Here is a 21,591-nt window from a genome sequence, read left to right as displayed (position 1 = left end):
GTCACCACGACGTTGGTCGAAACCGTCGAGACCAAGAGTCGGCCTGAAGTGCTAATGAACTTCAGTGCTGTTGCCCTAAACCGACCGCAGCACGGCCACAACCTTCCCCAGAATCTCGGCGTGATCGCCGACGATGGGTTCGAAGTTGGTGTTGCGGGGCAGTAGCCAGGTGTGCCCGTCGCGCTGGCGGAAGACCTTGACGGTTGCCTCGTTGTCGAGCATGGCAGCAACGATTTCACCGTTTTCGGCGGTCTTCTGCTGCCGCACGACGACCCAGTCGCCGTCCATGATGGCGGCGTCGATCATCGATTCGCCCGACACCTTGAGCATGAACAGGTCGCCCTTCCCCACCAGCTGGCGGGGCAGCGGGAAAATCTCGTCGATCTGCTGTTCGGCGGTGATCGGGATGCCGGCGGCGATGCGACCGACGAGCGGAACCATGGCGGCGTCGCCGACCTGCACTCCGGTGTGGAAACTTTCCGAGGCTCCGGCCGTCGTGTCTTCGGGCGACTGCGGAATCTCGATGAGCACCTCCAGCGCTCGGGGGCGGTTCGGGTCGCGGCGGAGGTAACCGCTCAGTTCCAACTGGTTGAGCTGGTGGGTGACGCTCGACAGTGACGACAGGCCGACGGCGTCGCCGATCTCCCGCATGCTCGGCGGATAGCCGCGTTGGCTGACCGAGCGTTGGATGACGTCAAGGATGGCGAGCTGCTTCTCGCTGAGGCTCTTGCGCCGTCTGGTGCCGCCCTTGTCGCGGGGACCGCTGGTGTTCTGTGCCACGTTCGTCGCTCCTCGTTGTGATTGATGCGCTGGCGGCACGCATCGAATGCCGCCGATTCACGCGAATGTCGGGGGTGCCTGATTGAGTGTCAATCAACAATCGAAACTGTATCCGCGTTGAGGCCATTAAACAAACATGTATTCGATTGGGTCGGGATGAATATTTCAGAAACTACCGAAAAAAGCTTGATTGTTCGAATAATCGAATATACATTCGGAACATAAGTTCGCATCCGGCTCTCCCGGCCGAGAGTCGGATGCGGCTTCTCACAGGAGGTATGACATGAGCACTGCACTTGAACGAGGCGTCCCCATCACGACCGGACGCACCCGGCTCCGACTCACCCGGCGCGGTCGCGTCGTTTTCACGTGCCTGGCTGCCTTTCCGCTCGTGGCCGTGGCTCTGGCCGTCGCCCTCAACGGAGGCATTGCCGCCGCCGAGAACTCGACCGTCGGTCGCGTGGCCACGGCCTTCGACTACGTCACCATCAAGTCGGGGCAGTCGCTCTGGCAACTTGCCGAGACAATTGCGCCCACGGCCGATCCGCGCGAGGTGATCGCCGAGATTGTGAGCCTCAACCAGCTGCCGTCCGACAGCGTGCAGCCCGGTCAGCGGCTGGCACTTCCGAACGACCTGTGAACTACCCGCAACGAGTCCCCGCCGGTCTCACCCCGGTAACATGGGGGGAGTGACCAGTCTCAACGATCTGCCCCTTCGCGATAATCTGCGCGGACTCACCCCCTACGGGGCGCCGCAGTTGCACGTGCCGGTGGCTCTCAACGTGAACGAGAACACCCACGGCATCCCGGCTGAGGTGGCGCAGGACATCGTGGCGGCATTGGCTGTGGCGGTCACGACCGTGAACCGATACCCCGATCGGGAGTTCACCGAGCTGCGGGATTCCCTCGCCCGATATCTCGGTCACGGCCTCACTCGAAAGAACATCTGGGCCGCCAACGGATCCAACGAGGTTCTTCAGCAAGTGCTGCAGGCCTTCGGCGGCCCGGGTCGGTCCGTTCTCGGCTTCGCACCGACCTACTCCATGTACCCTTTGCTCGCCTCCGGCACCGGTACCCGCTGGATCGCGGGCGGTCGTGACGCCGAGTTCGAACTCTCCCCGGCAACGGCGGTGGAGTGGGTCGACCGGGTTGCCCCTGACCTCGTCTTCCTCTGCTCGCCGAACAACCCCACCGGCACGCCCCTGTCCCTGGAAACGATCGCGGCCGTCTACGACGCGACCGACGGCATCGTCGTCGTCGACGAGGCATACGCCGAGTTCGGGACGGATGACGCGCCGACCGCCCTGAGCCTGCTGCCCGGCCGGGAGCGCCTGCTGGTGTCCCGCACCATGAGCAAGGCGTTCGCCTTCGCGGGTGTGCGCGTCGGCTATCTGGCCGCCGATCCCGCCGTGACGGATGCCCTCCGCCTGGTTCGTCTGCCCTACCACCTGTCCGCGCTCACCCAGGCTGCCGCGGTCGCCGCCCTCGTCCACACGCCCGCGATGCTCGCCATGGTCGACGACATCCGCGGGCAGCGGGACCGCATCGTGAGCGAACTGGCCCGGCTTGGCTACTCTCCGCTGCGCAGTGCGAGCAACTTCGTGTTGTTCGGCGGCGTCGAGGACCCTCGGGCCACCTTCGAGGCGCTGCTGGCGGAAGGCATCCTCGTGCGCGACGTCGGAATCCCGGGCCACCTGCGGGTCAGCGCCGGCACCGAGTCCGAGACGACGGCGTTCCTCGACGCTCTCGAGGCGCTTGGGCGGCCGTGAACGGCTCGGGCCAATAAACTAGCCGTATGAGCTTCTCTTTCGCGACCACCTCGCCCCGTTTTGCCCACCTGCAGCGCGAGACCAGCGAGTCGAGCATCGACCTGTCGCTCAATCTCGACGGCACCGGTGAGTCGGACATCCAGACGTCGGTCCCGTTCTTCGATCACCTGCTCACGGCCTTCGCGAAACACTCGTTGACCGACCTCACCGTGCGCGCCCGCGGTGATATCGAGATCGATGTGCACCACACGGTCGAGGACGTCGGTATCCTGCTCGGCCAGGCGATCAAGCAGGCTCTCGGGGACAAATCCGGCATCTCCCGCTACGGTGACGCCCTCGTGCCGCTCGACGAGGCCCTCGTGCAGGCCGTCGTCGACATTTCCGGGCGCCCCTACCTCGTGCACCAGGGCGAGCCGGCCGGTTTCGAGTTCCACCTGATCGGCGGCCACTTCACCGGCTCCATGGTGCGCCACGTATTTGAGGCTATCGCCCTCAACGGTGGCCTCACGGTGCACGTCACCGTGCAGGGCGGCCGCGACCCCCACCACATCGCCGAAGCCGAATTCAAGGCCTTTGCCCGAGCGTTCCGCCAGGCGAAGGCGCTCGACCCCCTGGTGTCCGGCGTGCCCTCGACCAAGGGTGCGCTGTGACCAGCGTCGTTGTCTTCGACTACGGCACCGGAAATGTGCACTCCGCCGTCAAGGCACTCGAACTTGCCGGGGCCGAGGTGACGCTGACCAGCGACCGCCGTCAGGCGCTTGAGGCCGACGGGCTCGTCGTGCCCGGCGTGGGCGCGTTCAGCGCCGTCATGCAGGCCCTGAAGGCGGTGCACGGCGACGAGATCATCGACCGCCGGATCGCGGGCGGACGCCCGGTGCTGGGCATCTGCGTGGGTATGCAGATCATGTTCGAGCACGGCGTCGAACGCGGCGTGGACACGGAGGGGCTGGGCGAGTGGCCCGGCACCGTGACGCAGCTGACGGCGCCGGTGCTGCCACACATGGGCTGGGACACGGTCACGCCGGGGGAGGGCTCGATGCTGTTCCATGGCCTTGAGCAGGAGCGCTTCTACTTCGTGCACTCCTACGCCGCCCAGGAATGGTCCCTCGACGTCATGCCGCCGTTCCCGAAGCCGATTCTCACCTGGTCCGAGCACGGACAACCTTTCCTGGCCGCCATCGAGAACGGACCGCTTACCGCCACCCAGTTCCACCCGGAGAAATCCGGTGAGGCAGGCATCCGTCTGCTCCATAACTGGCTCGGCACCGTCAAGAACTGACCGTGACTTTTCCCTGACTGACCTGGTCGCCGCGACCACTCCCAACCGAGGACACCCATGACTGTGAATACCCCTTCCCTCCGTCTCGTTCTGCTGCCCGCCGTGGATGTGGCCGACGGCAAGGCCGTTCGCTTGACCCAGGGCGAAGCCGGCACCGAGACCAACTACGGCGACCCCGTCGACGCGGCACTTGACTGGGCCCGCCAGGGCGCCGAGTGGATCCACCTCGTCGACCTCGACGCGGCCTTCGGTCGCGGCAACAACACGGATGTCATCCGCACCGTGATCCGCGAGGTCACGGGCGTGAAGATCGAGCTCTCCGGCGGGATCCGCGACGACGCGTCGCTGGACGCGGCCCTGAACGCGGGCGTCAGCCGGATCAACCTGGGCACCGCGGCACTGGAGAACCCGGAGTGGGCGGCGCAGGTCATCGCCCGGCACGGGGACGCCGTCGCCGTCGGGCTCGACGTGCGCGGAACCACCCTCGCCGCCCGCGGCTGGACCAGGGAGGGAGGGGACCTCTGGGAGGTGCTCGCCCGTCTCGAGGAGGCTGGCTGCTCGCGCTACGTCGTCACCGATGTGACCAAGGACGGCACACTGCAAGGCCCCAACATCGACCTGCTCCGCCAGATGATGGAGCGCACCGATCGACCGGTCGTCGCCTCCGGCGGCATCTCCAGCCTCGACGACCTCCGCGCATTGCGCGAACTCGTGCCGCTCGGACTCGAGGGCGCGATCGTCGGAAAAGCCCTCTACGCGGGGGCGTTCACCCTGGGCGAGGCGCTGGATGTCGCGGGCGCGTAACCTCGGCTCCACCGGCCTTCCCGGCGGACCCGGAGGGGGAGACTCCGCCGGGCAGCCGTGGGAGGGACGACAGTTTGAGCCCAACATGCACAGCGACGACGACGGGCTCGCGCCCGAGCCGCTCCTGGCGGCCGTGCGCCGCTTCCAGGCTCGGGAGGCCGGCGAAGAGACGGTGGTCGACGCCATCCGTGGCTCGCGGCTGCTCGTTCCCCTGGTGACCGAACTCGGCCAATCGGGCACCACCGAGGCCGGCCTCCGCGTCGACAAGACCCAGGAACTGTCGATCATCACCGTGGCCGGGCCCGACGGACGCACGGTGCTTCCCGTGTTCACCTCGGTCGCTGCGATGACGGCGTGGAACACGCAGGCCCGGCCGGTCCCGGCCGACGGCGTGCGCGTCGCGCTGGCCGCGGCTCAGGAGAACACCGATCTGGTCGTGCTCGATCCGACCGCGCCCACCGAGTTCGTGGTGCGGCGCCCGGCCCTGTGGGCCATCGCCCAGTCCCTGCCCTGGACCCCCAGCTATGCCAGTCGCGACGTCGCGGATGCCTTCGCCGACTCCGTGGCCACCGAACTGAGTGTGCTCGGGGTTGAACTGGCCCCCGGCGACCCGGCCGCCCGCCTCGCCGGACCGGAACTGATTGTACGTCTCGAGCTCATGGATGGCCTGACCCGCACCGAGCTCGACGCGACCCTCGCCCGGCTCGCGGCCCGCTGGTCATCGAGCGACGTCATCGCCACCCAGGTGGACTCTCTCACCGTGCAGCTGCTGCCCTCCGCCTAGGCGGTCTCTTCCATCGTCGGCGGTTCCGGGCCCCGCGTTCCGCACTCCGCCCCCGCGTCCGCCACGAACGAATACGACGGAGATTGTGGCCAAATCGGTTCTGGATGTCCGGGAGACCCCGGTTTAGATTCATAATCTCCGTCGAATTGGTTCGAGTGGCCCGGCTCAGGCGGATCGACGAGGATAGTCGTATGAACGAGGTTCTGCACCGATTCACCCCGGCCACCCGCGCCTGGTTCGCGCAGGCCTTCGCCGCACCCACCGAGGCCCAGCTCGGGGCGTGGGACGCCATCTCTCGGGGCTCACACGCGCTGGTGGTGGCCCCCACCGGATCAGGTAAGACCCTCGCCGCGTTCCTCTGGGCCATCGACCGCCTGGCCGCGGATACTGTAGAGGCCGCAGATGTCTCGGAAGCCTCGGCGCGTCCTGACCGGTTCACCGCGCCGGGAACCCGCGTGCTCTACATCTCGCCGCTCAAGGCGCTGGGCGTCGACGTGGAACGCAACCTGCGGGCCCCGCTGGTGGGCATCGTCCAGGCTGCCGAGCGCCTCGGGTTCGCCCCGCCCCGGGTGACCGTCGGCGTGCGATCGGGGGACACCCCGGCCACGGAACGCCGAAGCCTGGTCAAAACGCCGCCGGACATCCTGATCACCACGCCAGAATCGCTGTTCCTCATGCTCACCTCGGCGGCGCGGGAATCGCTGCGCGCCGTGGACACGGTCATCATCGACGAGGTGCACGCGGTCGCGGCGAGCAAGCGCGGCGCGCACCTGGCCGTCTCACTGGAACGGCTCGACGACCTGCTCGCCCGCCCGGCCCAGCGAATCGGACTGTCGGCTACCGTGCGACCGGCCGCCGAGGTCGCCCGGTTCCTCGGAGGTTCCGCACCGGTCGAGATCGTCGCACCGGTGTCGACCAAACGATTCGACCTCAGCGTGGTCGTTCCCGTCGACGACATGAGCCAGGTCGGCCCGGCACCGGTGCGGGAGGGTTCGACGTCCGCCGCCGCCCCACAGACCGGGTCCATCTGGCCGCATGTGGAAGAGGCAATCGTCGACGAGGTGCTGGCGCACACCTCCTCGATCGTGTTCGCCAACTCCCGCCGGCTGGCCGAACGGCTGACCGCGCGCTTCAACGAGATCTACGCCCAACGCCTCGAGGACGAGCCCGTGCCCGCGATGCCGGCCGTGATGACCGAGCGGATGCCTGCCCTCGTGCCCGTCGGCACTGCGGCACCCGGCCCGCCGGCCGCGCTCATGGGCGCCAGCGGCCAGAGCGCCGGGGCCGAGCCGCTGCTTGCCCGCGCGCACCACGGCTCCGTCAGCAAGGAGCAGCGCGCACTGATCGAAGACGACCTCAAAGCCGGGCGGCTGCGCTGCGTGGTGGCGACGTCCAGCCTCGAACTCGGCATCGACATGGGCGCCGTCGACCTGGTCGTGCAGGTGGAATCGCCGCCGTCCGTGGCCAGCGGGCTGCAGCGGATCGGCCGGGCCGGGCACCAGGTGGGGGAGGTCTCCCGGGGCGTGATCTTCCCCAAGCACCGGGCCGATCTCATCCACGCGGCCGTTGCCGCCGAGCGCATGGCCGCCGGACTGATCGAATCACTGCAGGTGCCGTCCAACCCGCTCGACATCCTCGCCCAGCAGACCGTGGCGGCGACCGCCCTTGAACCCATCCACGCGGAGGAGTGGTTCGACACCGTGCGCCGCAGCGCCCCCTTCCACGCCCTCCCGCGGTCGGCCTACGAGGCCACCCTCGACCTGCTTGCCGGCCGGTATCCCTCCGACCAGTTCGCCGAGCTGCGCCCCCGCATCGTCTGGGACCGGGAGACGGGCATCCTCACCGGGCGCCCGGGCGCGCAACGGCTCGCGGTGACCAGTGGCGGCACGATCCCCGACCGCGGCCTGTTCGGCGTCTTCATGGTCGGCGGCGACCAGGCCACCGGCCGCCGGGTGGGGGAGCTCGACGAGGAGATGGTCTACGAGTCCCGGGTCGGCGATGTCTTCGCCCTCGGCACGACGAGCTGGCGTATCCAGGAGATCACCCACGACCGGGTGCTCGTGCTGCCCGCCTTCGGTGAACCGGGGCGGCTGCCGTTCTGGAAGGGCGACGGCCTCGGCCGGCCCGCCGAGCTCGGTGAGGCGATCGGCGCGTTCCTGCGCGAGGTCTCGGCGCTCCCCGACCCGGAGGCCCGGGTGCGCTGCCGGGCCGGCGGCCTCGACGAGCGCGCCGTCGACAACCTCCTGGCCTTCCTCGCCGAGCAGCGCGCCGCGACCGGTCAGGTCCCGACCGACCGCACCCTCCTCGTCGAGCGGTTCCGAGACGAGCTCGGCGACTGGCGGGTGGTGCTGCACTCCCCGTTCGGCCTGCAGGTGCACGCGCCCTGGGCCCTCGCCGTGGGCGCCCGGGTGCGGGAGCGCTACGGGCTCGACGGGGCCTGCGTGGCCAGTGACGACGGCATCGTCGTGCGCATCCCCGACACCGAGTCCGACCCACCCGGAAGCTCCCTCTTTGTCTTCGACCCGACCGAGCTCGAACAGATGGTCACCGACGAAGTCGGCGGGTCGGCCCTGTTCGCCGCCCGGTTCCGCGAGTGCGCCGCGCGGGCCCTGCTGCTCCCGCGCTACAACCCGGGTCGGCGGTCGCCGCTCTGGCAGCAGCGCCAGAAGGCCGCGCAGCTGCTCGACGTGGCCCGCACCTTTCCGACCTTCCCGATCATCCTCGAAACCGTGCGCGAGTGCCTGCAGGACGTCTACGATCTGCCCGCTCTCCTGGCCCTCACCCGCCGCATCGACAGTCGCGCCCTGCGCCTGGTCGAGACCCAGACGGATGCCGCGAGCCCGTTCGCGAGCACCCTCCTCTTCGGCTACGTGGCCGCGTTCATGTACGAGGGAGATTCCCCGCTCGCCGAGCGGCGCGCCACCGCCCTCTCGCTCGATTCCAGCCTGCTGGCCGAGTTGCTCGGTCGGGTGGAGCTGCGCGAGCTGCTCGACCCGGCCGTGATCCTGCAGACCGACCTGGAACTGCAGCGGCTGCCGGCCGACCGGAAGGCGCGCGGAGTCGAGGGCATCGCGGACCTGCTCCGCGGCCTCGGTCCGCTCACCACGGCGGAGGTGGCCGCCCGCCTCGACCCCGCCGTGTCACCGGGCGCCGCCGAGGGCCTGCAGGTGCTTTTCGACGCGCGGCGCATCATCCCGGTCGGTTTCGCCGGGCAGCAGTGGTGGGCGGCCATCGAAGACGCCGCCCGGCTTCGCGACGCCCTCGGCGTCCCCCTGCCGCAGGGGGTCCCGGCCGTGTTCACCGAGCCGGTGCCGGACCCGCTCGGCGACCTGGTCAGCCGGTACGCACGCACCCACGGCCCGTTCACTCTCACCGACGTGGCCGCGCGCTTCGGGCTCGGCCCGGCCGTGGCGCTCGTCGCCCTCCGGCGCCTGGCCGGGGCCCGCCGCCTCCTCGAGGGCGAGTTCCGGCCGCACGGCACCGGCAGCGAGTGGTGCGACGCCGAGGTGCTGAGGCGCCTGCGCCGCCGCTCCCTGGCCGCGCTCCGGCACGAGGTCGAGCCGGTCGACCAGGTCACAATGGGCCGGTTCCTGCCGGCCTGGCAGCATGTGGGCGGGCGCCTGCGCGGGATCGACGGGGTCGCATCCGTGATCGAACAGTTGGAGGGGGCGCGCATCCCGGCATCCGCCTGGGAGACGCTTGTGCTGCCCTCCCGCGTCGCAGACTACCGGCCGGGCATGCTCGACGAGCTCACCAACACGGGCGAGGTGCTCTGGGCCGGCGCCGGCACGCTGGCCGGTAATGACGGCTGGATCAGCCTGCACCTGCGCGACACCGCGCCGCTCACCCTGCCGCTGCCCACCCCGCTGGAGACGACTGCGCTCCAGCAGGAGATTCTGACCACCCTGGCCGGCGGCGGGGCCTTCTTCTTCCGTCAACTCGCGGATGCCGTCGGCAGCCAGGACGACGCCGGCCTCGCCGCCGCCCTCTGGGACCTGGTCTGGGCTGGACTGGTGGGCAACGACACCTTCGCCCCCGTACGCGCCCTGCTCTCCGGCGGGCGCGCGGCGCACAGCACCCGCCGGGCCAACCCGCGAGCCCGGCTGCACGGCGGCCGCATCCCCGCGCGTGGCACCCTCCCGTCCCGCACCGGGCCACCGACCGTCTCCGGGCGCTGGTCGATCGTTCCGGTCGCCGATGACTCGCCCACCCGCCGGGCGCACGCCCTTGGCGAAACCCTGCTCGAACGCTACGGCATCGTCACCCGGGGCGCGGTGATGGGGGAGGGCGTGACGGGCGGCTTCGCCCTCGTCTACCGCACCCTCAGCGGCTTCGAGGAGATGGGGCGGTGCCGGCGCGGCTACTTCATCGAGGGTCTCGGGGCCGCCCAGTTCGCCACGGTCGGCACGATCGACCGGCTGCGCTCCTACGTCGCCGAGGCACAGCATCCGAAACCGGAGGCGATCACCCTCGCCGCTACCGACCCGGCCAACCCCTACGGCTCCGTGTTGCCCTGGCCTCCGCTGCCCGAGGGCACCGGGCACCGCCCCGGACGGAAGGCCGGCGCGCTGGTCGTGCTCGTCGATGGGGCCCTGGTGCTCTACGTCGAACGCGGCGGCAAGACCGTGCTCGCGTTCGACGGAGCGGCCGGGAACGGAGCGGCCGGGAACGGTGCCGACGGGAACCGTGAACCCGCCGTCGAACATTGCGAACCGACTGCGGTCCTGACCCTCGCCGCCGCGACCCTTGCCGGCACGGTCACCGCGGGGCGGGTTCCGAAGCTCGGCGTGGAGACCGTCAACGGCGTGTTCGTGATCGGAACAGCGGTGGGCACCGCCCTGCTCGCGGCCGGATTCGGCGTCACCCCGCGGGGAGTGAAGCTGCATGCCTGAGGGTGACACCGTCTACCGCACCGCGTGGAACCTCGACCAGGCCCTGCACGGCGCCCGGCTCACCCGCTGCGACGTGCGGGTGCCGGCGTTCGCCACCGTCGACCTGACCGGGCAGATCGTGCACGAGGTTCTCAGTCGCGGGAAGCACCTGCTGATGCGCGTGGGGGAGGCCAGCATCCACTCTCACCTGAAAATGGAGGGGTCGTGGCACCTCTACCGTCATGGGAGCGCCTGGCGCCGGCCCGCGTTCCAGGCGCGCATCGTTCTCGAGACGGTGGACTGGGTGGCTGTAGGCTTCGAACTCGGGCTGCTCGAGGTGGTGCCGCTCAATCAGGAGGCCGCCCTGCTCGACTACCTCGGGCCTGACCTGCTCGGCCCCGACTGGGATGCGGCCGAAGCCGTGCGCCGCCTCCAATCACGCCCCGCGCAACCCATCGCCGTCGCGCTCGCCGACCAGGGCAACCTTGCCGGGCTCGGCAACGTTTACGTGAACGAACTGGGCTTCCTTCGCGGCCTGCTGCCGACCCGGCCGGTGGCCGAGGTGACGGATGTCCCTGGTCTCGTCGCTCTCGCTCGCCGCCTGATCCTGGCGAACCGTGACCGCACGGAGCGGATCACGACCGGCAATGCCCGGCGCGGCATGCAGAGCTGGGTCTACGGCCGCGCCGGCCAGCCCTGCCGGCGCTGCGGTACCGCGGTCGAGCAGGGCCGGCTCGGCCGCACCGAGCTCGAACTGCGGGTCACCTACTGGTGCCCGCGCTGCCAGACCTAGGGGCGTGTGTGTCCGAACGACCGTGGACGTGGCCAACTCAGGACATCCGTCGTCATCGGTCACCGGCCGCCACGGACCAGTGCGGAACCGGCGCCGATGCCCGGCCGAACCGGACGGATCTCCTGAGTTAGCCACGACGTCCGGCGGACGCGCAGCAGCGGTCGTGCGGTCCGGGTACCCACCACTCGCTGCGCCCGGCCAGGACACGGTGCCGGGACACGCCCTACGGCATCGGGTTGTCGCCGACGTCGTCCTCGTCCAACGCCGCGAGGGCGTCCTGGCCTGCCCAGACGTTGCTGAGCACCGTGACCAGCAGAAAGACGGCCACGAGAAGCGGCCACAGCACCCACCGGGGGATCACGTCTATCCAGGTGAGAACAAGCGTGATCGCATAGGGCACCATCACGCCCCACATGAATCGCCGACGGGCCGGTGTGGCCCGTTGCGCGACACCGGCATCCTTTCGAAACGGAAACAGCAGTCTCAGATCCATGGCGATCCCCCCGCAGCCGTTCGCGCTAGTTGACCGGCCCGGTGAACTTTTCGCCCGGACCCTGGCCGATCGCGTCGGGGATGGCCGAGGCCTCTCGGAACGCCAGCTGCAGCGACCGCAGACCGTCGCGCAGGCTGCGCGCGTGCATGTCGGCGATGTCGGGGGCCGCGGCGGTGATCAGGCCGGCGAGGGCCGTGATCAGCTTGCGTGCCTCGTCGAGGTCGGTCTGGTTCTTCGGGTCGTCGGCCAAGCCCACCTTGACCGCGGCGGCGCTCATCAGGTGAACGGATGCCGTCGTGATGATCTCCACGGCCGGCACGTCGGCGATATCGCGTGTTGCCTGGGCTGCATCCTGCTCATTGCTGTTGGTCACTGCATTCCTCTGTTAGACTCGACCGGGCTCCGAGATGCAAGTCTCGGTACGAAAGTGGATAATCTCCCACCCGCGCATACCGCTTCATCAAGGTTACCGGGTAGTTGCACTCCGCCTTCGCGGCGCTGGACTCCGACAGGAATCCGCTCCACGAGGGTAGACAGGGTGTCGTCTGTGATGTTCGGGCAGTTTTCTCCGACAATCCAGACGCGGTTTTCCTCTCTTCGTCTCCGGGCGACATCCGTCTCCTGGCTGTAGCCACGATGCATGAGAAGAGGAGAGACGCATCAGCGATCCCCGTACAAATGACCGTATCCGCGTCCCCGAAGTCCGTCTCGTTGGTCCTAACGGCGAGCAGGTAGGGGTCGTGGCCATTGATGTTGCGCTGCGCCTTGCACAGGAGGCCGATCTTGACCTCGTCGAGGTTGCACCGACCTCGAAGCCGCCCGTTGCCAAGATCATGGACTACGGCAAGTTCAAGTACGAGGCTGCGCAGAAGGCCAAGGAGGCCCGGCGCAACCAGGCGAACACGATCCTGAAAGAGGTTCGTTTCCGTCTCAAGATTGATAAGCACGACTACGAGACCAAGCGCAAGCGCGCCGAGGGCTTCCTGAAGGCCGGTGACAAGGTCAAGGCCATGATTCTGTTCCGTGGCCGTGAACAGTCCCGTCCCGACCAGGGCGTACGTCTGCTCCAAAAATTTGCCGAGGATGTCGCCGAGTTCGGTTCCGTGGAATCGAGCCCGACCATCGACGGTCGAAACATGGTCATGGTCGTTGGCCCGCTGAAGAACAAAGCGGAAGCCAAGGCCGAGATCAACGCACACAAGGCTGCCGATCGGGCAGAAAAGGTTGCCGACAAGGCTGACAAAGTTGCTGATAAGGCAGCGAAACTGGAGGAAAAAGATGCCTAAGATGAAGACCCACTCCGGGACGAAGAAACGCTTCAAGGTCACCGGCTCCGGCAAGATCATGAAGCAGCAGGCCGGCCTGCGCCACAACCTCGAGGTCAAGAGCACCCAGCGCAAGTCCCGCCTCAACCACGACCAGGTGCTGGCCAAGGCCGACACCAAGGTCATCAAGAAGCTTCTCGGTCGCTAGACCCGTACCCCGTAAGGAACTAAGAAAATGGCAAGAGTCAAGAGGGCCGTAAACGCCCATAAGAGCCGTCGCGTTATTCTCGAGCGCGCCAAGGGTTACCGCGGTCAGCGCTCGCGTCTGGTCACCAAGGCCAAGGAGCAGCTCACTCACTCCTTTACGTATAGCTACCGTGACCGTCGTGCACGCAAGGGTGACTTCCGTCGCCTGTGGATCCAGCGGATTAACGCTGCGTCCCGCGCGAACGGCCTGACCTACAACCGTCTGATCCAGGGTCTCGCCCTGGCCGGCATCCAGGTCGACCGTCGCATCCTGGCCGAGCTGGCCGTCAACGAGCCCGCCACGTTCGCGGCCATCGTCGAGAGCGCCAAGGCAGCACTGCCCGCCGACACGTCGGCACCCCGGGTCGCCGCGTAGCGTTCAGCCGGCACCAGCACCATCACGCACTCTTCACGGGAGCGGGCCCCGCGCCCGCTCCCGTTTTGCGTGCCCGGGGCCGGTTCGCGGGGTCACCGTGTGCACCCCGAGCGGGAACACAGCCGCCCCGCCCCGGCAAGTAAGCTGGAGGCATGTTAGATAATCCCCGTTCTCCGCGCGTGCGGGCTGTCGCGAAACTGGCGAATCGAGCCGCTCGCTCCGAGACGGGGCTGTTCCTCCTGGAAGGCCCCCAGTCGGTCTCCGAGGCCCTCAACTTCCGGCCCGAGCTCGTTGTGGAGCTCTTCGTGACCCCCACCGCCCTCGAGCGGCACCCCGAGATCGCCCAGGTTGCCCAAGAGGTGGGCACCGAGCTCGAATTCGTCACCGAGCAGGTGCTCGAAACGATGGCCGACACGGTCACGCCGCAGGGTTTCATCGCGGTGTGCCGTCAGTTCCCCACCTCGGTCAAGGACATCTTCGCCAACGAGCCCAAGCTCATCGCCATCCTCGAAGAGGTGCGCGACCCCGGAAACGCCGGCACCATCATCCGTGCCGCGGATGCCGCCGGCGCCGACGCCGTGATCCTCACCGGCCGCAGCGTGGACCTGTACAACCCGAAGGTCGTGCGCTCCTCGACCGGCTCGATCTTCCACCTCCCCGTCGCCGTCAGCGCGACGCTCTCCGACGTGCGCGAACGGGCCCGGTTCGCGGGCCTGCAGATCTTCGCCGCCGACGTCAAGGGCACCGATTTGCTCGCTGCCCGCACCGAGGGGCTTCTGGTCGCGCCGACGGCGTGGCTGTTCGGCAACGAAGCCCGTGGACTGACCGACGAAGATCTCGCCGTGGTCGACCGGTCCATTTCCGTTCCCATCTACGGTCACGCCGAATCGATGAACCTGGCGACGGCCGCCAGTGTTTGCCTGTATGAAAGCGCGTTTGCGCAGCGCAGCTGATCATCACAGCTCGGTAACCACCGGCTTGGTGGTTCTCTGAGACCCTGTTCTAGCCTAGGTTTGGGACATGGAGCCTACAGAATCTGCGCCGGCGACGTCCAACATCACGGTGTTGCGCGGTGAGCCTCTCGTCGTGATCAGCGACGTGGACAAGCACTACGGTGACCTTCACGTGCTGAAGAAGATCAACGCCGTGGTGAACCGTGGCGAGGTCGTGGTGGTGATCGGGCCGAGTGGCTCAGGCAAGTCCACCCTCTGCCGAGCCATCAACCGGCTTGAGACCATCGACGCGGGCGTCATCACGATCGACGGCGTCAAGCTGCCGGCCGAGGGCAAGGCGCTGGCCAAGCTGCGCGCGGACGTCGGAATGGTGTTCCAAGCGTTCAACCTCTTTGCCCACAAAACCGTCCTTGAGAACGTCACCCTCGGTCCGATCAAGGTGCGCGGCCTGTCGAAGGCCGAGGCCGAGAAAAAGGCCATGGTCCTCCTCGAGCGCGTCGGTGTGGCCAACCAAGCCAAGAAGATGCCTGCCCAGCTTTCCGGTGGACAGCAGCAGCGGGTCGCGATCGCACGGGCCCTCGCCATGGACCCGAAGGTCATCCTGCTCGACGAGCCCACCAGTGCGCTCGACCCCGAGATGATCAACGAGGTGCTCGAAGTCATGATCAACCTGGCCAACGACGGCATGACCATGATCGTCGTCACGCATGAGATGGGCTTCGCCCGCCGCGCCGCCGACCGGGTCATCTTCATGGCCGAGGGCGAGATCGTCGAGGAGACCACGCCCGAGCAGTTCTTCACCAACCCCCAGAGCTCGAGAGCGAAGGACTTCCTCTCCAAAATACTTGCCCACTAACCGGTGTGCAGGACGACACAGCAATCAGGAGATACCCATGAGACTCAGTAAAGGTCTAATGATTTCGGCCATTGCCCTCGCGAGCGTTCTCACGTTGAGCGGATGTACCGATTCCGCCCAGACGCCCGAGGCCGCACCGGTCGAGGAAACGGTCGAGTTCGAAGCCGGCACCGCCATGGCCGCATTGAACGAGGCCGGGACGATCACCATCGGCACCAAGTTCGACCAGCCGCTGTTCGGCCTCAAAGGCCCGGACAACAACCCGGTCGGCTTCGACGTCGAGATCGGCAAGCTCATCGCCGCGAAACTCGGCATCCCCGCCGACAAGATCAAGTGGACCGAGACCGTCTCGGCCAACCGCGAGCCCTTCCTCCAGAACGGCCAGGTTGACCTCGTCGTCGCGACCTACACGATCAACGACACCCGCAAGGAGGTCGTCGACTTCGCCGGACCGTACTACCAAGCCGGCCAGGACCTGCTTGTGCTCGCCGGCAACCCCGACAAGATCACCGGCCCGGAAGATCTCGCCGGCAAGCCCGTCTGCACCGTAAGCGGCTCGACGTCGGAGAAGAACATCGCCGCGTACACGGACAACGTGATCGCGACCGACACGTACTCCAACTGCTTGGGCCCGCTCCGCAGCGGCGAGGTTGTCGCCGTGACCACGGACAACGTCATCCTGGCCGGCCTCGCCGACCAGAACGCCGGTGAGTTCGAGGTTGTCGACAACCCCTTCACCAAGGAGCCCTACGGCATCGGCCTGAAGAAGGACGACACCGAATTCCGCACCTTCATCAACGATGTGCTCGATGAGGCGTACGAGGATGGCACGTGGGCCGAAGCCTGGGAAGCGACCGCCGGTACCGTGCTCGAGACCCCGACCCCGCCGGCAGTCGACCGGTACTAGTCGCCGAAAGCAGCACCTGCTGATCGGGGCGGCCGCGCCGCACGCGGCCGCCTCGACCAGCACCTTTCCCCGGGCACCCGCACGACCCACCCGCACGACATTCAGATAGTCACTACAGAAGAGGAGGTGAGTTGTGGACGCAGTCATCGAAAACCTGCCCCTGTTTCTGGAGGGCTTCAGAAATACGTTGGGCCTTCTGCTTCTGGCCGGCACGGGAGCGCTCGTGCTCGGCATCATCATCGCTGCCATGCGCATCTCGCCCGTCGCATCCCTGCGCGGATTCGCCACCGTCTACACCGAGATTGTGCGTAACACCCCGCTCACGCTGGTGCTGTTCTTCTGCGCCTACATCCTGCCCTACCTCCAGTTCAGCCCAGGCTACTTCGTGCTCGCCACGATCGGACTGACCGTCTACACCTCGCCGTTCGTCGCCGAAGCCCTGCGCTCGGGCGTCAACGGTGTGCACGTGGGTCAGGCCGAGGCCGCCCGCAGCGTGGGTCTGACCTTCACGCAGACCCTCTCGTTCGTCGTCATGCCCCAGGCGGTGCGCATGGTCATCCCGCCGCTCATCAATGTGTTCATCGCCCTGACGAAGAACACCTCGGTCGCCGGCGCCTTCTTCGTCTTCGAACTTTTCGGCGCCGCCCGTAAGATCACCAACGATCGCGGCGATGAGGTGCTCGCGATCTTGCTCGCCGTGGCAGTCTTCTACCTCCTGGTCACCATCTCGCTCGGCCTGATCGCCGGGCGGGTCGAGAAGAAGGTGGCGGTTCTCCGATGACTTCCGTGCTCTACGACGCTCCGGGCCCCAAGGCCATCTTCCGTTCCCGGCTGTTCTCCGTGGTGGCCGGCCTCGTCATCGCCGCCGGCCTGGTCTGGCTGATCCTGGCGCTGGGTGCGCCCAAAACCAGCGCCAACGGCGCCGTTCAGCCGGGCCTTTGGGACGTCTCCCGGTGGGACGTCTTCGCCGACCGCGAGGTCTGGCGCACGCTCGGCCGCGGAGCGCTGAACACTCTCCGAATGGCCGGCGTCGCCGCCGCATTCGCCCTGGTGCTCGGTGTGCTGTTCTCTTTCGGGCGCGTCTCCGACACTAAATGGATTCGGATCCCGACCACGGTCCTGCTCGAATTCGTGCGCGGCATGCCCGTGCTGCTGATGATGCTTTTCATCCTCCTCGTCTTCTCCACCGGCTCCTTCTGGGCCGGTGTCGCCGCCCTCTCCGTCTATAACGGCGCGATCATCGGCGAGGCGCTGCGGGCCGGTATCAAAAGCCTGCCTCGCGGCCAGCGCGAGGCCGGGCTGGCCATCGGGCTCACCCCCGTGGCGACCCGGTTCCGGATCGAGTTCCCCCAGGCGTTCCGGCAGATGCTGCCGATCATCATCGCGCAACTCGTCGTGCTCCTCAAGGACACGTCCCTGGCGTTCGTGGTCGGCTACGAGGAGCTCCTCCGCAGCGGGCTGTACAACCTGACGAACTTCTTCGGCAGCCGGTACTCCTTCTCCTTCTTCCTCGTCGTGCTCGCGATCTACCTGACGATGAACCTGCTGCTCTCCTGGCTGGCCCGCGTCATCGCCCGCCGCACCGGCTCCAAGTCCGGCGGCGTCACCACGGACACGAAGGCGCCACCTGAGAAGCCCCTCGATCCCGAGGTCGTCTACCCCGCTGCGCTCGGCAACCAGATGGGCGCCCGGGGGCTCTAGCGGCACTAAACTTGTGCCTTGTGTCTGACCCCACTGAGATCTCCGAACCAGTCGTGAGCGCGGCCGTCGACGCCGCACTCGCCGCCATTGACGCCGCGAACGACTCCGCGGCCCTGAAAACCGTGCGCACCGCGCACACCGGCGAGGCCTCCCCGCTGGCCCGGCTCAACGCGCTGATGCGCAGCGTGCCGGGCAACCAGAAGGCCACCGCCGGCAAGCTCCTCGGCCAGGCCCGCGGTGCCGTCGCCCAGGCGTTCGCCGCCCGCGAGGCCGCGATCACCGAGGCTGAGGCAACCGCTCAGCTTGCGGCCGAAACGGTCGACGTGACCGCGGCGGCCTCCACTTGGAGGCCCGGCGCGCGGCATCCGCTCACCCTGTTGCAGGAGCGCGTCGCGGATGTCTTCGTCGGCATGGGCTGGGAGGTCGCCGAGGGCCCCGAGCTCGAGAGCGAGTGGTTCAACTTCGACGCCCTCAATTTCGACGAGGACCACCCGGCCCGCGCCATGCAGGACACCTTCTTCATCGACCCGCCCGAGGCGCACCTGGTGCTGCGCACCCACACCTCTCCGGTGCAGCTGCGTGCCCTGTTGTCGCGCGAACTGCCCGTCTACGTCGTCGCGCCCGGCCGGGTGTTCCGCACCGACGAGCTTGACGCCACGCACACGCCCGTGTTCCACCAGATCGAGGGCATCGCCGTTGACAAGGGTCTGACCATGGCGCACCTGCGCGGCACCCTCAACCACTTCGTGCAGGCCATGTTCGGCCCCGAGGCGAAGGTGCGCCTGCGCCCCAACTACTTCCCGTTCACCGAGCCGAGCGCCGAACTCGACCTGTGGCACCCGACCTTCAAGGACGGCCCCCGCTGGATCGAGTGGGGCGGCTGCGGCATGGTCAACGCCAATGTGTTGCGTTCCGCCGGGATCGACCCGGAGGTCTACTCCGGATTCGCGTTCGGCGTCGGCGTCGAACGGGCCCTGATGTTCCGAAACGATGTGAAGGATATGCACGACATGGTCGAAGGCGACGTCCGGTTCAGCCAGCAGTACGGGATGACCGTCTGATGCGCGTTCCACTGAGCTGGCTGGGCGAGTTCGTCGACCTGGCCCCGGGCGCCACGCCCGAAGACGTGCACGCGGCCCTGGTGAGCGTGGGACTCGAAGAGGAGGAGATCCACCGCTTCGAGCTGACCGGTCCGATCGTGGTCGGCCAGGTGCTCGAGTTCGTCGGCGAAGAGCAGACCAATGGCAAGACCATCAACTGGTGCCAGGTGCGCGTGGCACCGGGGGATGAACTCGCGGCCGATGGCGGCCCGGCCGTGCACGGCATCGTCTGCGGCGCCCACAACTTCGTCGTCGGTGACAAGGTCGTCGTGACCCTGCCCGGCGCCGTGCTGCCCGGCCCGTTCCCGATCGCGCCGCGCACGACCTACGGCCACGTGTCCGACGGCATGATCGCCTCGGCGCGCGAGCTCGGCCTCGGCGACGAGCACGACGGCATCCTGGTGCTCGGCAGCCTCGGGCTCGACCCCGCGATCGGCACGGATGCGATCGCCCTCCTCGGCCTGGACGACACCGCCGTCGAGATCAACGTCACGCCCGACCGGGGCTACGCCTTCTCGATCCGTGGCGTCGCCCGCGAGTACGCGCACGCCACCGGGGCTGCCTTCCGTGACCCGGCGCTCTCCGTCACCGCGGACGCGTCCACGGTCGCCTTCCCGGTCACCATCGCCGATCAGGCCCCGGTCCGCGGTCGCGTCGGAGCGAGCGTGTTCGTCACCCGCGCGGTGCGCGGCGTGGACCCCACCCGGCCGTCTCCGGCCTGGTTGATCGCCCGGCTGAAGCTGGCCGGCATCCGTTCGATTTCGTTGATCGTCGACGTCACGAACTACGTGATGATCGAGCTCGGCCAGCCGATCCACGGCTACGACCTGGACAAGCTGACCGGCGGCATCACCGTGCGCCGCGCGCAGCCGGGCGAGAAGCTCGCCACCCTCGACGACGTCACCCGCACCCTGAACGCCGAAGACTTGCTGATCACCGACGAGTCCGGGCCGATCGGTCTGGCCGGCGTGATGGGCGGTCAGAGTACCGAGATCGGCTCCGCCACCACGAATGTTCTGATCGAGGCCGCGAACTTCGACCCGGTATCGATCGCTCGCACGGCCCGCCGGCACAAGCTTCCCAGCGAGGCATCCCGCAGGTTCGAGCGCGGGGTGGACCCGGCCGTGGCCGCGGTCGCCGCCGCCCGCGTCGTTCAGCTGCTGGTCGAGCTCGCCGGGGGAGAGGCCGACGGCCTCGGCTCCCTGCACGACGCCACGCCTGATGCCGAGCCGATCTTCCTGCCGACCGGCTTCATCTCCGGCCTGATCGGACTCGATTACACCCGGGACGAGGTGCGCACCTCGCTGGCCGAGATCGGCGCCTCGCTCGAGGAGACCGAGACCGGGCTGAACGTCACCGCCCCGAGCTGGCGCCCCGACCTGACCGACAAGTGGACCCTGGCCGAGGAGGTCGCCCGCATCGTCGGCTACGACCGGATCCCCTCGGTGCTGCCCGTCGCCCCGCCCGGGCGCGGCCTCACCCACGCACAGACCCTGCGCCGCCAAGTGGCGCAGACCCTCGCCGCCACCGGCCACACCGAGGTGCTCGCGTACCCGTTCGTGGCGGAGAAGTCGAACAACTCGTTCGGGCGGCCCGTCGGCCCGAATGTGCCGCAGATCCGGGTCGCCAACCCCCTCGACGGAGAGTCGCCGTTCCTGCGCACGTCGATCCTGCCCGGGCTGCTGCAGATCGCACACCGCAACCGCTCGCGCGGCCTCACCGACCTGGCCGTCTTCGAACTGGGCCTGGTGTTCCGGCCGGTGGCGGACATCCGTTACGGCGGCTCAGTCGTGCCGCCCGGCGCGGTGCGCCCGAGCGTGCAGTTGGAGGCCGAGCTCAACGCGGGCATCCCCCCGCAGCCCCTGTCGGTGGCGGTGGTGCTGACCGGCTCCGTCGTGCGGCACCAGCCGGGGCAGCCCGCCGTGGCCGCAGGGTGGCAGCACGCCCTCGCCGCGGTGCAGCAGGTCGCGCTGGCCGCCGGCGTTCCGATCATGGTTCGCCAGGGTTCGCACCAGGCGATGCACCCCGGCCGCACCGCCGAGCTGTTCGTGACGACGGATGCCGGCATGACCTCGGTCGGCTACGCCGGCGAACTGCTGCCCAGCATCGCCCACGACGCGGACCTGCCCGCGGTCGTCGCGGTTGCCGAGATCGACCTGACCGCCGTGTTCGCTGAGGCCGGCGCCGAGCTGCGCGCCACCCCGATCGCCACGATGCCGGCCGCCACACAGGACCTGTCCCTCGTGGTCGACGCCGGCGTGCCGGCCGCTGACGTGCTCCGCACGGTGCTCGAGGGCTGCGGGCCGCTGCTCGACCACGCCGAACTCGTCGACGACTACCGCGGCACGGGCGTGCCGTCCGGGCGCAAGTCACTGACGTTCGCGCTGCGGTTCCGGGCGCCGGAGCGCACCCTCACCGCCAAGGAGGCCAGCGACGCCAAGCTCGCCGGCGTCGCGGTGGCCGCCGCCCGCTTCGGGGCCACTCTCCGCGAGTAGCGCGGGCTGGCGCCCGCTCCGCGCGCCGAGTGTCGCCCGTTCTGCCGAGAGTCACCGCCCGGGCGGCGATTATCTGCGCGAACGGCGATTCTCGGCGCGCGGGACGGCGCGCTAAGTTG

The 21,591-nt window shown here is 68.4% G+C and carries 21 protein-coding genes; 18 read left to right on the top strand and 3 right to left on the bottom strand.

From position 1 onward, the window contains the following. Positions 1–75: 75 nt before the first annotated feature. Complete coding sequence (lexA, locus tag E3O22_RS13220) at positions 76–780, bottom strand: transcriptional repressor LexA (protein WP_104101199.1); 705 nt, start codon at positions 778–780, stop codon at positions 76–78. Between the two features lie 283 nt (positions 781–1,063). Between lexA and E3O22_RS13215 the strand changes: the two genes are divergently transcribed. The 8 genes from E3O22_RS13215 (at position 1,064) to E3O22_RS13180 (ending at position 11,080) form a co-directional block, all read left to right on the top strand. Further along, positions 1,064–1,420: a LysM peptidoglycan-binding domain-containing protein gene (locus E3O22_RS13215; protein ID WP_134394617.1), complete on the top strand. Its 357-nt coding sequence runs from the start codon at positions 1,064–1,066 to the stop codon at positions 1,418–1,420. Between the two features lie 40 nt (positions 1,421–1,460). Next, positions 1,461–2,549, top strand: coding sequence for a histidinol-phosphate transaminase (locus E3O22_RS13210; protein WP_134394615.1), 1,089 nt, complete (start codon positions 1,461–1,463; stop codon positions 2,547–2,549). A 26-nt stretch (positions 2,550–2,575) separates the two neighbouring features. Further along, on the top strand, positions 2,576–3,199 hold the full coding sequence (gene hisB / locus E3O22_RS13205) for an imidazoleglycerol-phosphate dehydratase HisB (protein WP_134394614.1): 624 nt from the start codon (positions 2,576–2,578) through the stop codon (positions 3,197–3,199). Continuing rightward, positions 3,196–3,828 (top strand): imidazole glycerol phosphate synthase subunit HisH, encoded by a 633-nt coding sequence (hisH, locus tag E3O22_RS13200; protein WP_134394612.1) that lies wholly within the window; start codon positions 3,196–3,198, stop codon positions 3,826–3,828. Before hisB ends, hisH begins: the two co-directional genes overlap by 4 nt. 57 nt (positions 3,829–3,885) lie before the next feature. Next, positions 3,886–4,632, top strand: a complete 747-nt coding sequence (gene priA / locus E3O22_RS13195; RefSeq protein WP_134394610.1) for a bifunctional 1-(5-phosphoribosyl)-5-((5-phosphoribosylamino)methylideneamino)imidazole-4-carboxamide isomerase/phosphoribosylanthranilate isomerase PriA — start codon at positions 3,886–3,888, stop codon at positions 4,630–4,632. Continuing rightward, positions 4,616–5,416 carry an SseB family protein gene (locus tag E3O22_RS13190; RefSeq protein ID WP_134394608.1) on the top strand — a complete coding sequence of 267 codons (801 nt, stop codon included), beginning with the start codon at positions 4,616–4,618 and terminating at the stop codon, positions 5,414–5,416. The genes priA and E3O22_RS13190 overlap by 17 nt, the downstream gene beginning before the upstream one ends. Before the next feature lie 191 nt (positions 5,417–5,607). Continuing rightward, positions 5,608–10,308 (top strand): ATP-dependent helicase, encoded by a 4,701-nt coding sequence (locus tag E3O22_RS13185; RefSeq protein ID WP_134394606.1) that lies wholly within the window; start codon positions 5,608–5,610, stop codon positions 10,306–10,308. Further along, positions 10,301–11,080 (top strand): DNA-formamidopyrimidine glycosylase family protein, encoded by a 780-nt coding sequence (locus tag E3O22_RS13180; protein WP_134394604.1) that lies wholly within the window; start codon positions 10,301–10,303, stop codon positions 11,078–11,080. Before E3O22_RS13185 ends, E3O22_RS13180 begins: the two co-directional genes overlap by 8 nt. 223 nt (positions 11,081–11,303) lie before the next feature. Here E3O22_RS13180 and E3O22_RS13175 read toward each other — a convergent pair whose 3' ends face one another. Both E3O22_RS13175 and E3O22_RS13170 read right to left on the bottom strand, forming a co-directional pair. Continuing rightward, positions 11,304–11,573: a hypothetical protein gene (locus E3O22_RS13175; RefSeq protein WP_134394602.1), complete on the bottom strand. Its 270-nt coding sequence runs from the start codon at positions 11,571–11,573 to the stop codon at positions 11,304–11,306. A gap of 25 nt (positions 11,574–11,598) precedes the next feature. Then, positions 11,599–11,946, bottom strand: a complete 348-nt coding sequence (locus tag E3O22_RS13170) for a DUF1844 domain-containing protein (protein ID WP_134394600.1) — start codon at positions 11,944–11,946, stop codon at positions 11,599–11,601. A 286-nt stretch (positions 11,947–12,232) separates the two neighbouring features. Here E3O22_RS13170 and infC point away from each other — a divergent pair, with 286 nt between their 5' ends. The 10 genes from infC to pheT all read left to right on the top strand — a co-directional run bounded on the left by infC (position 12,233) and on the right by pheT (position 21,472). Next, complete coding sequence (gene infC / locus E3O22_RS13165; protein WP_104101226.1) at positions 12,233–12,859, top strand: translation initiation factor IF-3; 627 nt, start codon at positions 12,233–12,235, stop codon at positions 12,857–12,859. Next, entirely contained in the window at positions 12,852–13,046 is a 195-nt protein-coding gene (gene rpmI / locus E3O22_RS13160) for a 50S ribosomal protein L35 (protein ID WP_104101228.1), read from the top strand. The genes infC and rpmI overlap by 8 nt, the downstream gene beginning before the upstream one ends. A gap of 27 nt (positions 13,047–13,073) precedes the next feature. Further along, complete coding sequence (gene rplT, locus E3O22_RS13155; protein WP_104101231.1) at positions 13,074–13,460, top strand: 50S ribosomal protein L20; 387 nt, start codon at positions 13,074–13,076, stop codon at positions 13,458–13,460. A gap of 152 nt (positions 13,461–13,612) precedes the next feature. Next, positions 13,613–14,413, top strand: coding sequence for an RNA methyltransferase (locus tag E3O22_RS13150; RefSeq protein WP_134394598.1), 801 nt, complete (start codon positions 13,613–13,615; stop codon positions 14,411–14,413). Positions 14,414–14,480: 67 nt separating this feature from the next. Next, positions 14,481–15,269 carry an amino acid ABC transporter ATP-binding protein gene (locus E3O22_RS13145; protein WP_104101236.1) on the top strand — a complete coding sequence of 263 codons (789 nt, stop codon included), beginning with the start codon at positions 14,481–14,483 and terminating at the stop codon, positions 15,267–15,269. Positions 15,270–15,306: 37 nt separating this feature from the next. Continuing rightward, positions 15,307–16,176 (top strand): glutamate ABC transporter substrate-binding protein, encoded by an 870-nt coding sequence (locus tag E3O22_RS13140; RefSeq protein WP_134394597.1) that lies wholly within the window; start codon positions 15,307–15,309, stop codon positions 16,174–16,176. Positions 16,177–16,309: 133 nt separating this feature from the next. After that, a complete protein-coding gene (locus E3O22_RS13135; protein WP_134394595.1) occupies positions 16,310–16,957 on the top strand; it encodes an amino acid ABC transporter permease in 648 nt (215 codons plus the stop codon). Further along, complete coding sequence (locus E3O22_RS13130) at positions 16,954–17,877, top strand: amino acid ABC transporter permease (RefSeq protein WP_134394593.1); 924 nt, start codon at positions 16,954–16,956, stop codon at positions 17,875–17,877. Before E3O22_RS13135 ends, E3O22_RS13130 begins: the two co-directional genes overlap by 4 nt. 20 nt (positions 17,878–17,897) lie before the next feature. After that, entirely contained in the window at positions 17,898–18,938 is a 1,041-nt protein-coding gene (gene pheS / locus E3O22_RS13125; RefSeq protein WP_134394591.1) for a phenylalanine--tRNA ligase subunit alpha, read from the top strand. Next, on the top strand, positions 18,938–21,472 hold the full coding sequence (pheT, locus tag E3O22_RS13120; protein ID WP_134394590.1) for a phenylalanine--tRNA ligase subunit beta: 2,535 nt from the start codon (positions 18,938–18,940) through the stop codon (positions 21,470–21,472). Before pheS ends, pheT begins: the two co-directional genes overlap by 1 nt. Positions 21,473–21,591 lie beyond the last annotated feature (119 nt).

Origin of the sequence: Cryobacterium sp. TMT2-18-2, assembly GCF_004402245.1 — a bacterium.
GTDB classification, from domain to species: domain Bacteria; phylum Actinomycetota; class Actinomycetes; order Actinomycetales; family Microbacteriaceae; genus Cryobacterium; species Cryobacterium sandaracinum.
The sequence above is the reverse complement of the archived record's forward strand: the minus strand, read 5'-3'. Positions and strand labels throughout refer to the sequence as shown.

Excerpts from the sequence above, each read along its gene's own strand:
- E3O22_RS13215 (WP_134394617.1), top strand. The coding sequence starts at position 1,064 with ATGAGCACTGCACTTGAACGAGGCGTCCCCATCACGACCGGACGCACC.
- E3O22_RS13210 (WP_134394615.1), top strand. The coding sequence starts at position 1,461 with ATGGGGGGAGTGACCAGTCTCAACGATCTGCCCCTTCGCGATAATCTG.
- hisB (WP_134394614.1), top strand. The coding sequence starts at position 2,576 with ATGAGCTTCTCTTTCGCGACCACCTCGCCCCGTTTTGCCCACCTGCAG.
- priA (WP_134394610.1), top strand. The coding sequence starts at position 3,886 with ATGACTGTGAATACCCCTTCCCTCCGTCTCGTTCTGCTGCCCGCCGTG.
- E3O22_RS13190 (WP_134394608.1), top strand. The coding sequence starts at position 4,616 with ATGTCGCGGGCGCGTAACCTCGGCTCCACCGGCCTTCCCGGCGGACCC.
- E3O22_RS13185 (WP_134394606.1), top strand. The coding sequence starts at position 5,608 with ATGAACGAGGTTCTGCACCGATTCACCCCGGCCACCCGCGCCTGGTTC.
- E3O22_RS13180 (WP_134394604.1), top strand. The coding sequence starts at position 10,301 with ATGCCTGAGGGTGACACCGTCTACCGCACCGCGTGGAACCTCGACCAG.
- E3O22_RS13175 (WP_134394602.1), bottom strand. The coding sequence starts at position 11,573 with ATGGATCTGAGACTGCTGTTTCCGTTTCGAAAGGATGCCGGTGTCGCG.
- rpmI (WP_104101228.1), top strand. The coding sequence starts at position 12,852 with ATGCCTAAGATGAAGACCCACTCCGGGACGAAGAAACGCTTCAAGGTC.
- rplT (WP_104101231.1), top strand. The coding sequence starts at position 13,074 with ATGGCAAGAGTCAAGAGGGCCGTAAACGCCCATAAGAGCCGTCGCGTT.
- E3O22_RS13150 (WP_134394598.1), top strand. The coding sequence starts at position 13,613 with ATGTTAGATAATCCCCGTTCTCCGCGCGTGCGGGCTGTCGCGAAACTG.
- E3O22_RS13145 (WP_104101236.1), top strand. The coding sequence starts at position 14,481 with ATGGAGCCTACAGAATCTGCGCCGGCGACGTCCAACATCACGGTGTTG.
- E3O22_RS13140 (WP_134394597.1), top strand. The coding sequence starts at position 15,307 with ATGAGACTCAGTAAAGGTCTAATGATTTCGGCCATTGCCCTCGCGAGC.
- E3O22_RS13130 (WP_134394593.1), top strand. The coding sequence starts at position 16,954 with ATGACTTCCGTGCTCTACGACGCTCCGGGCCCCAAGGCCATCTTCCGT.
- pheT (WP_134394590.1), top strand. The coding sequence starts at position 18,938 with ATGCGCGTTCCACTGAGCTGGCTGGGCGAGTTCGTCGACCTGGCCCCG.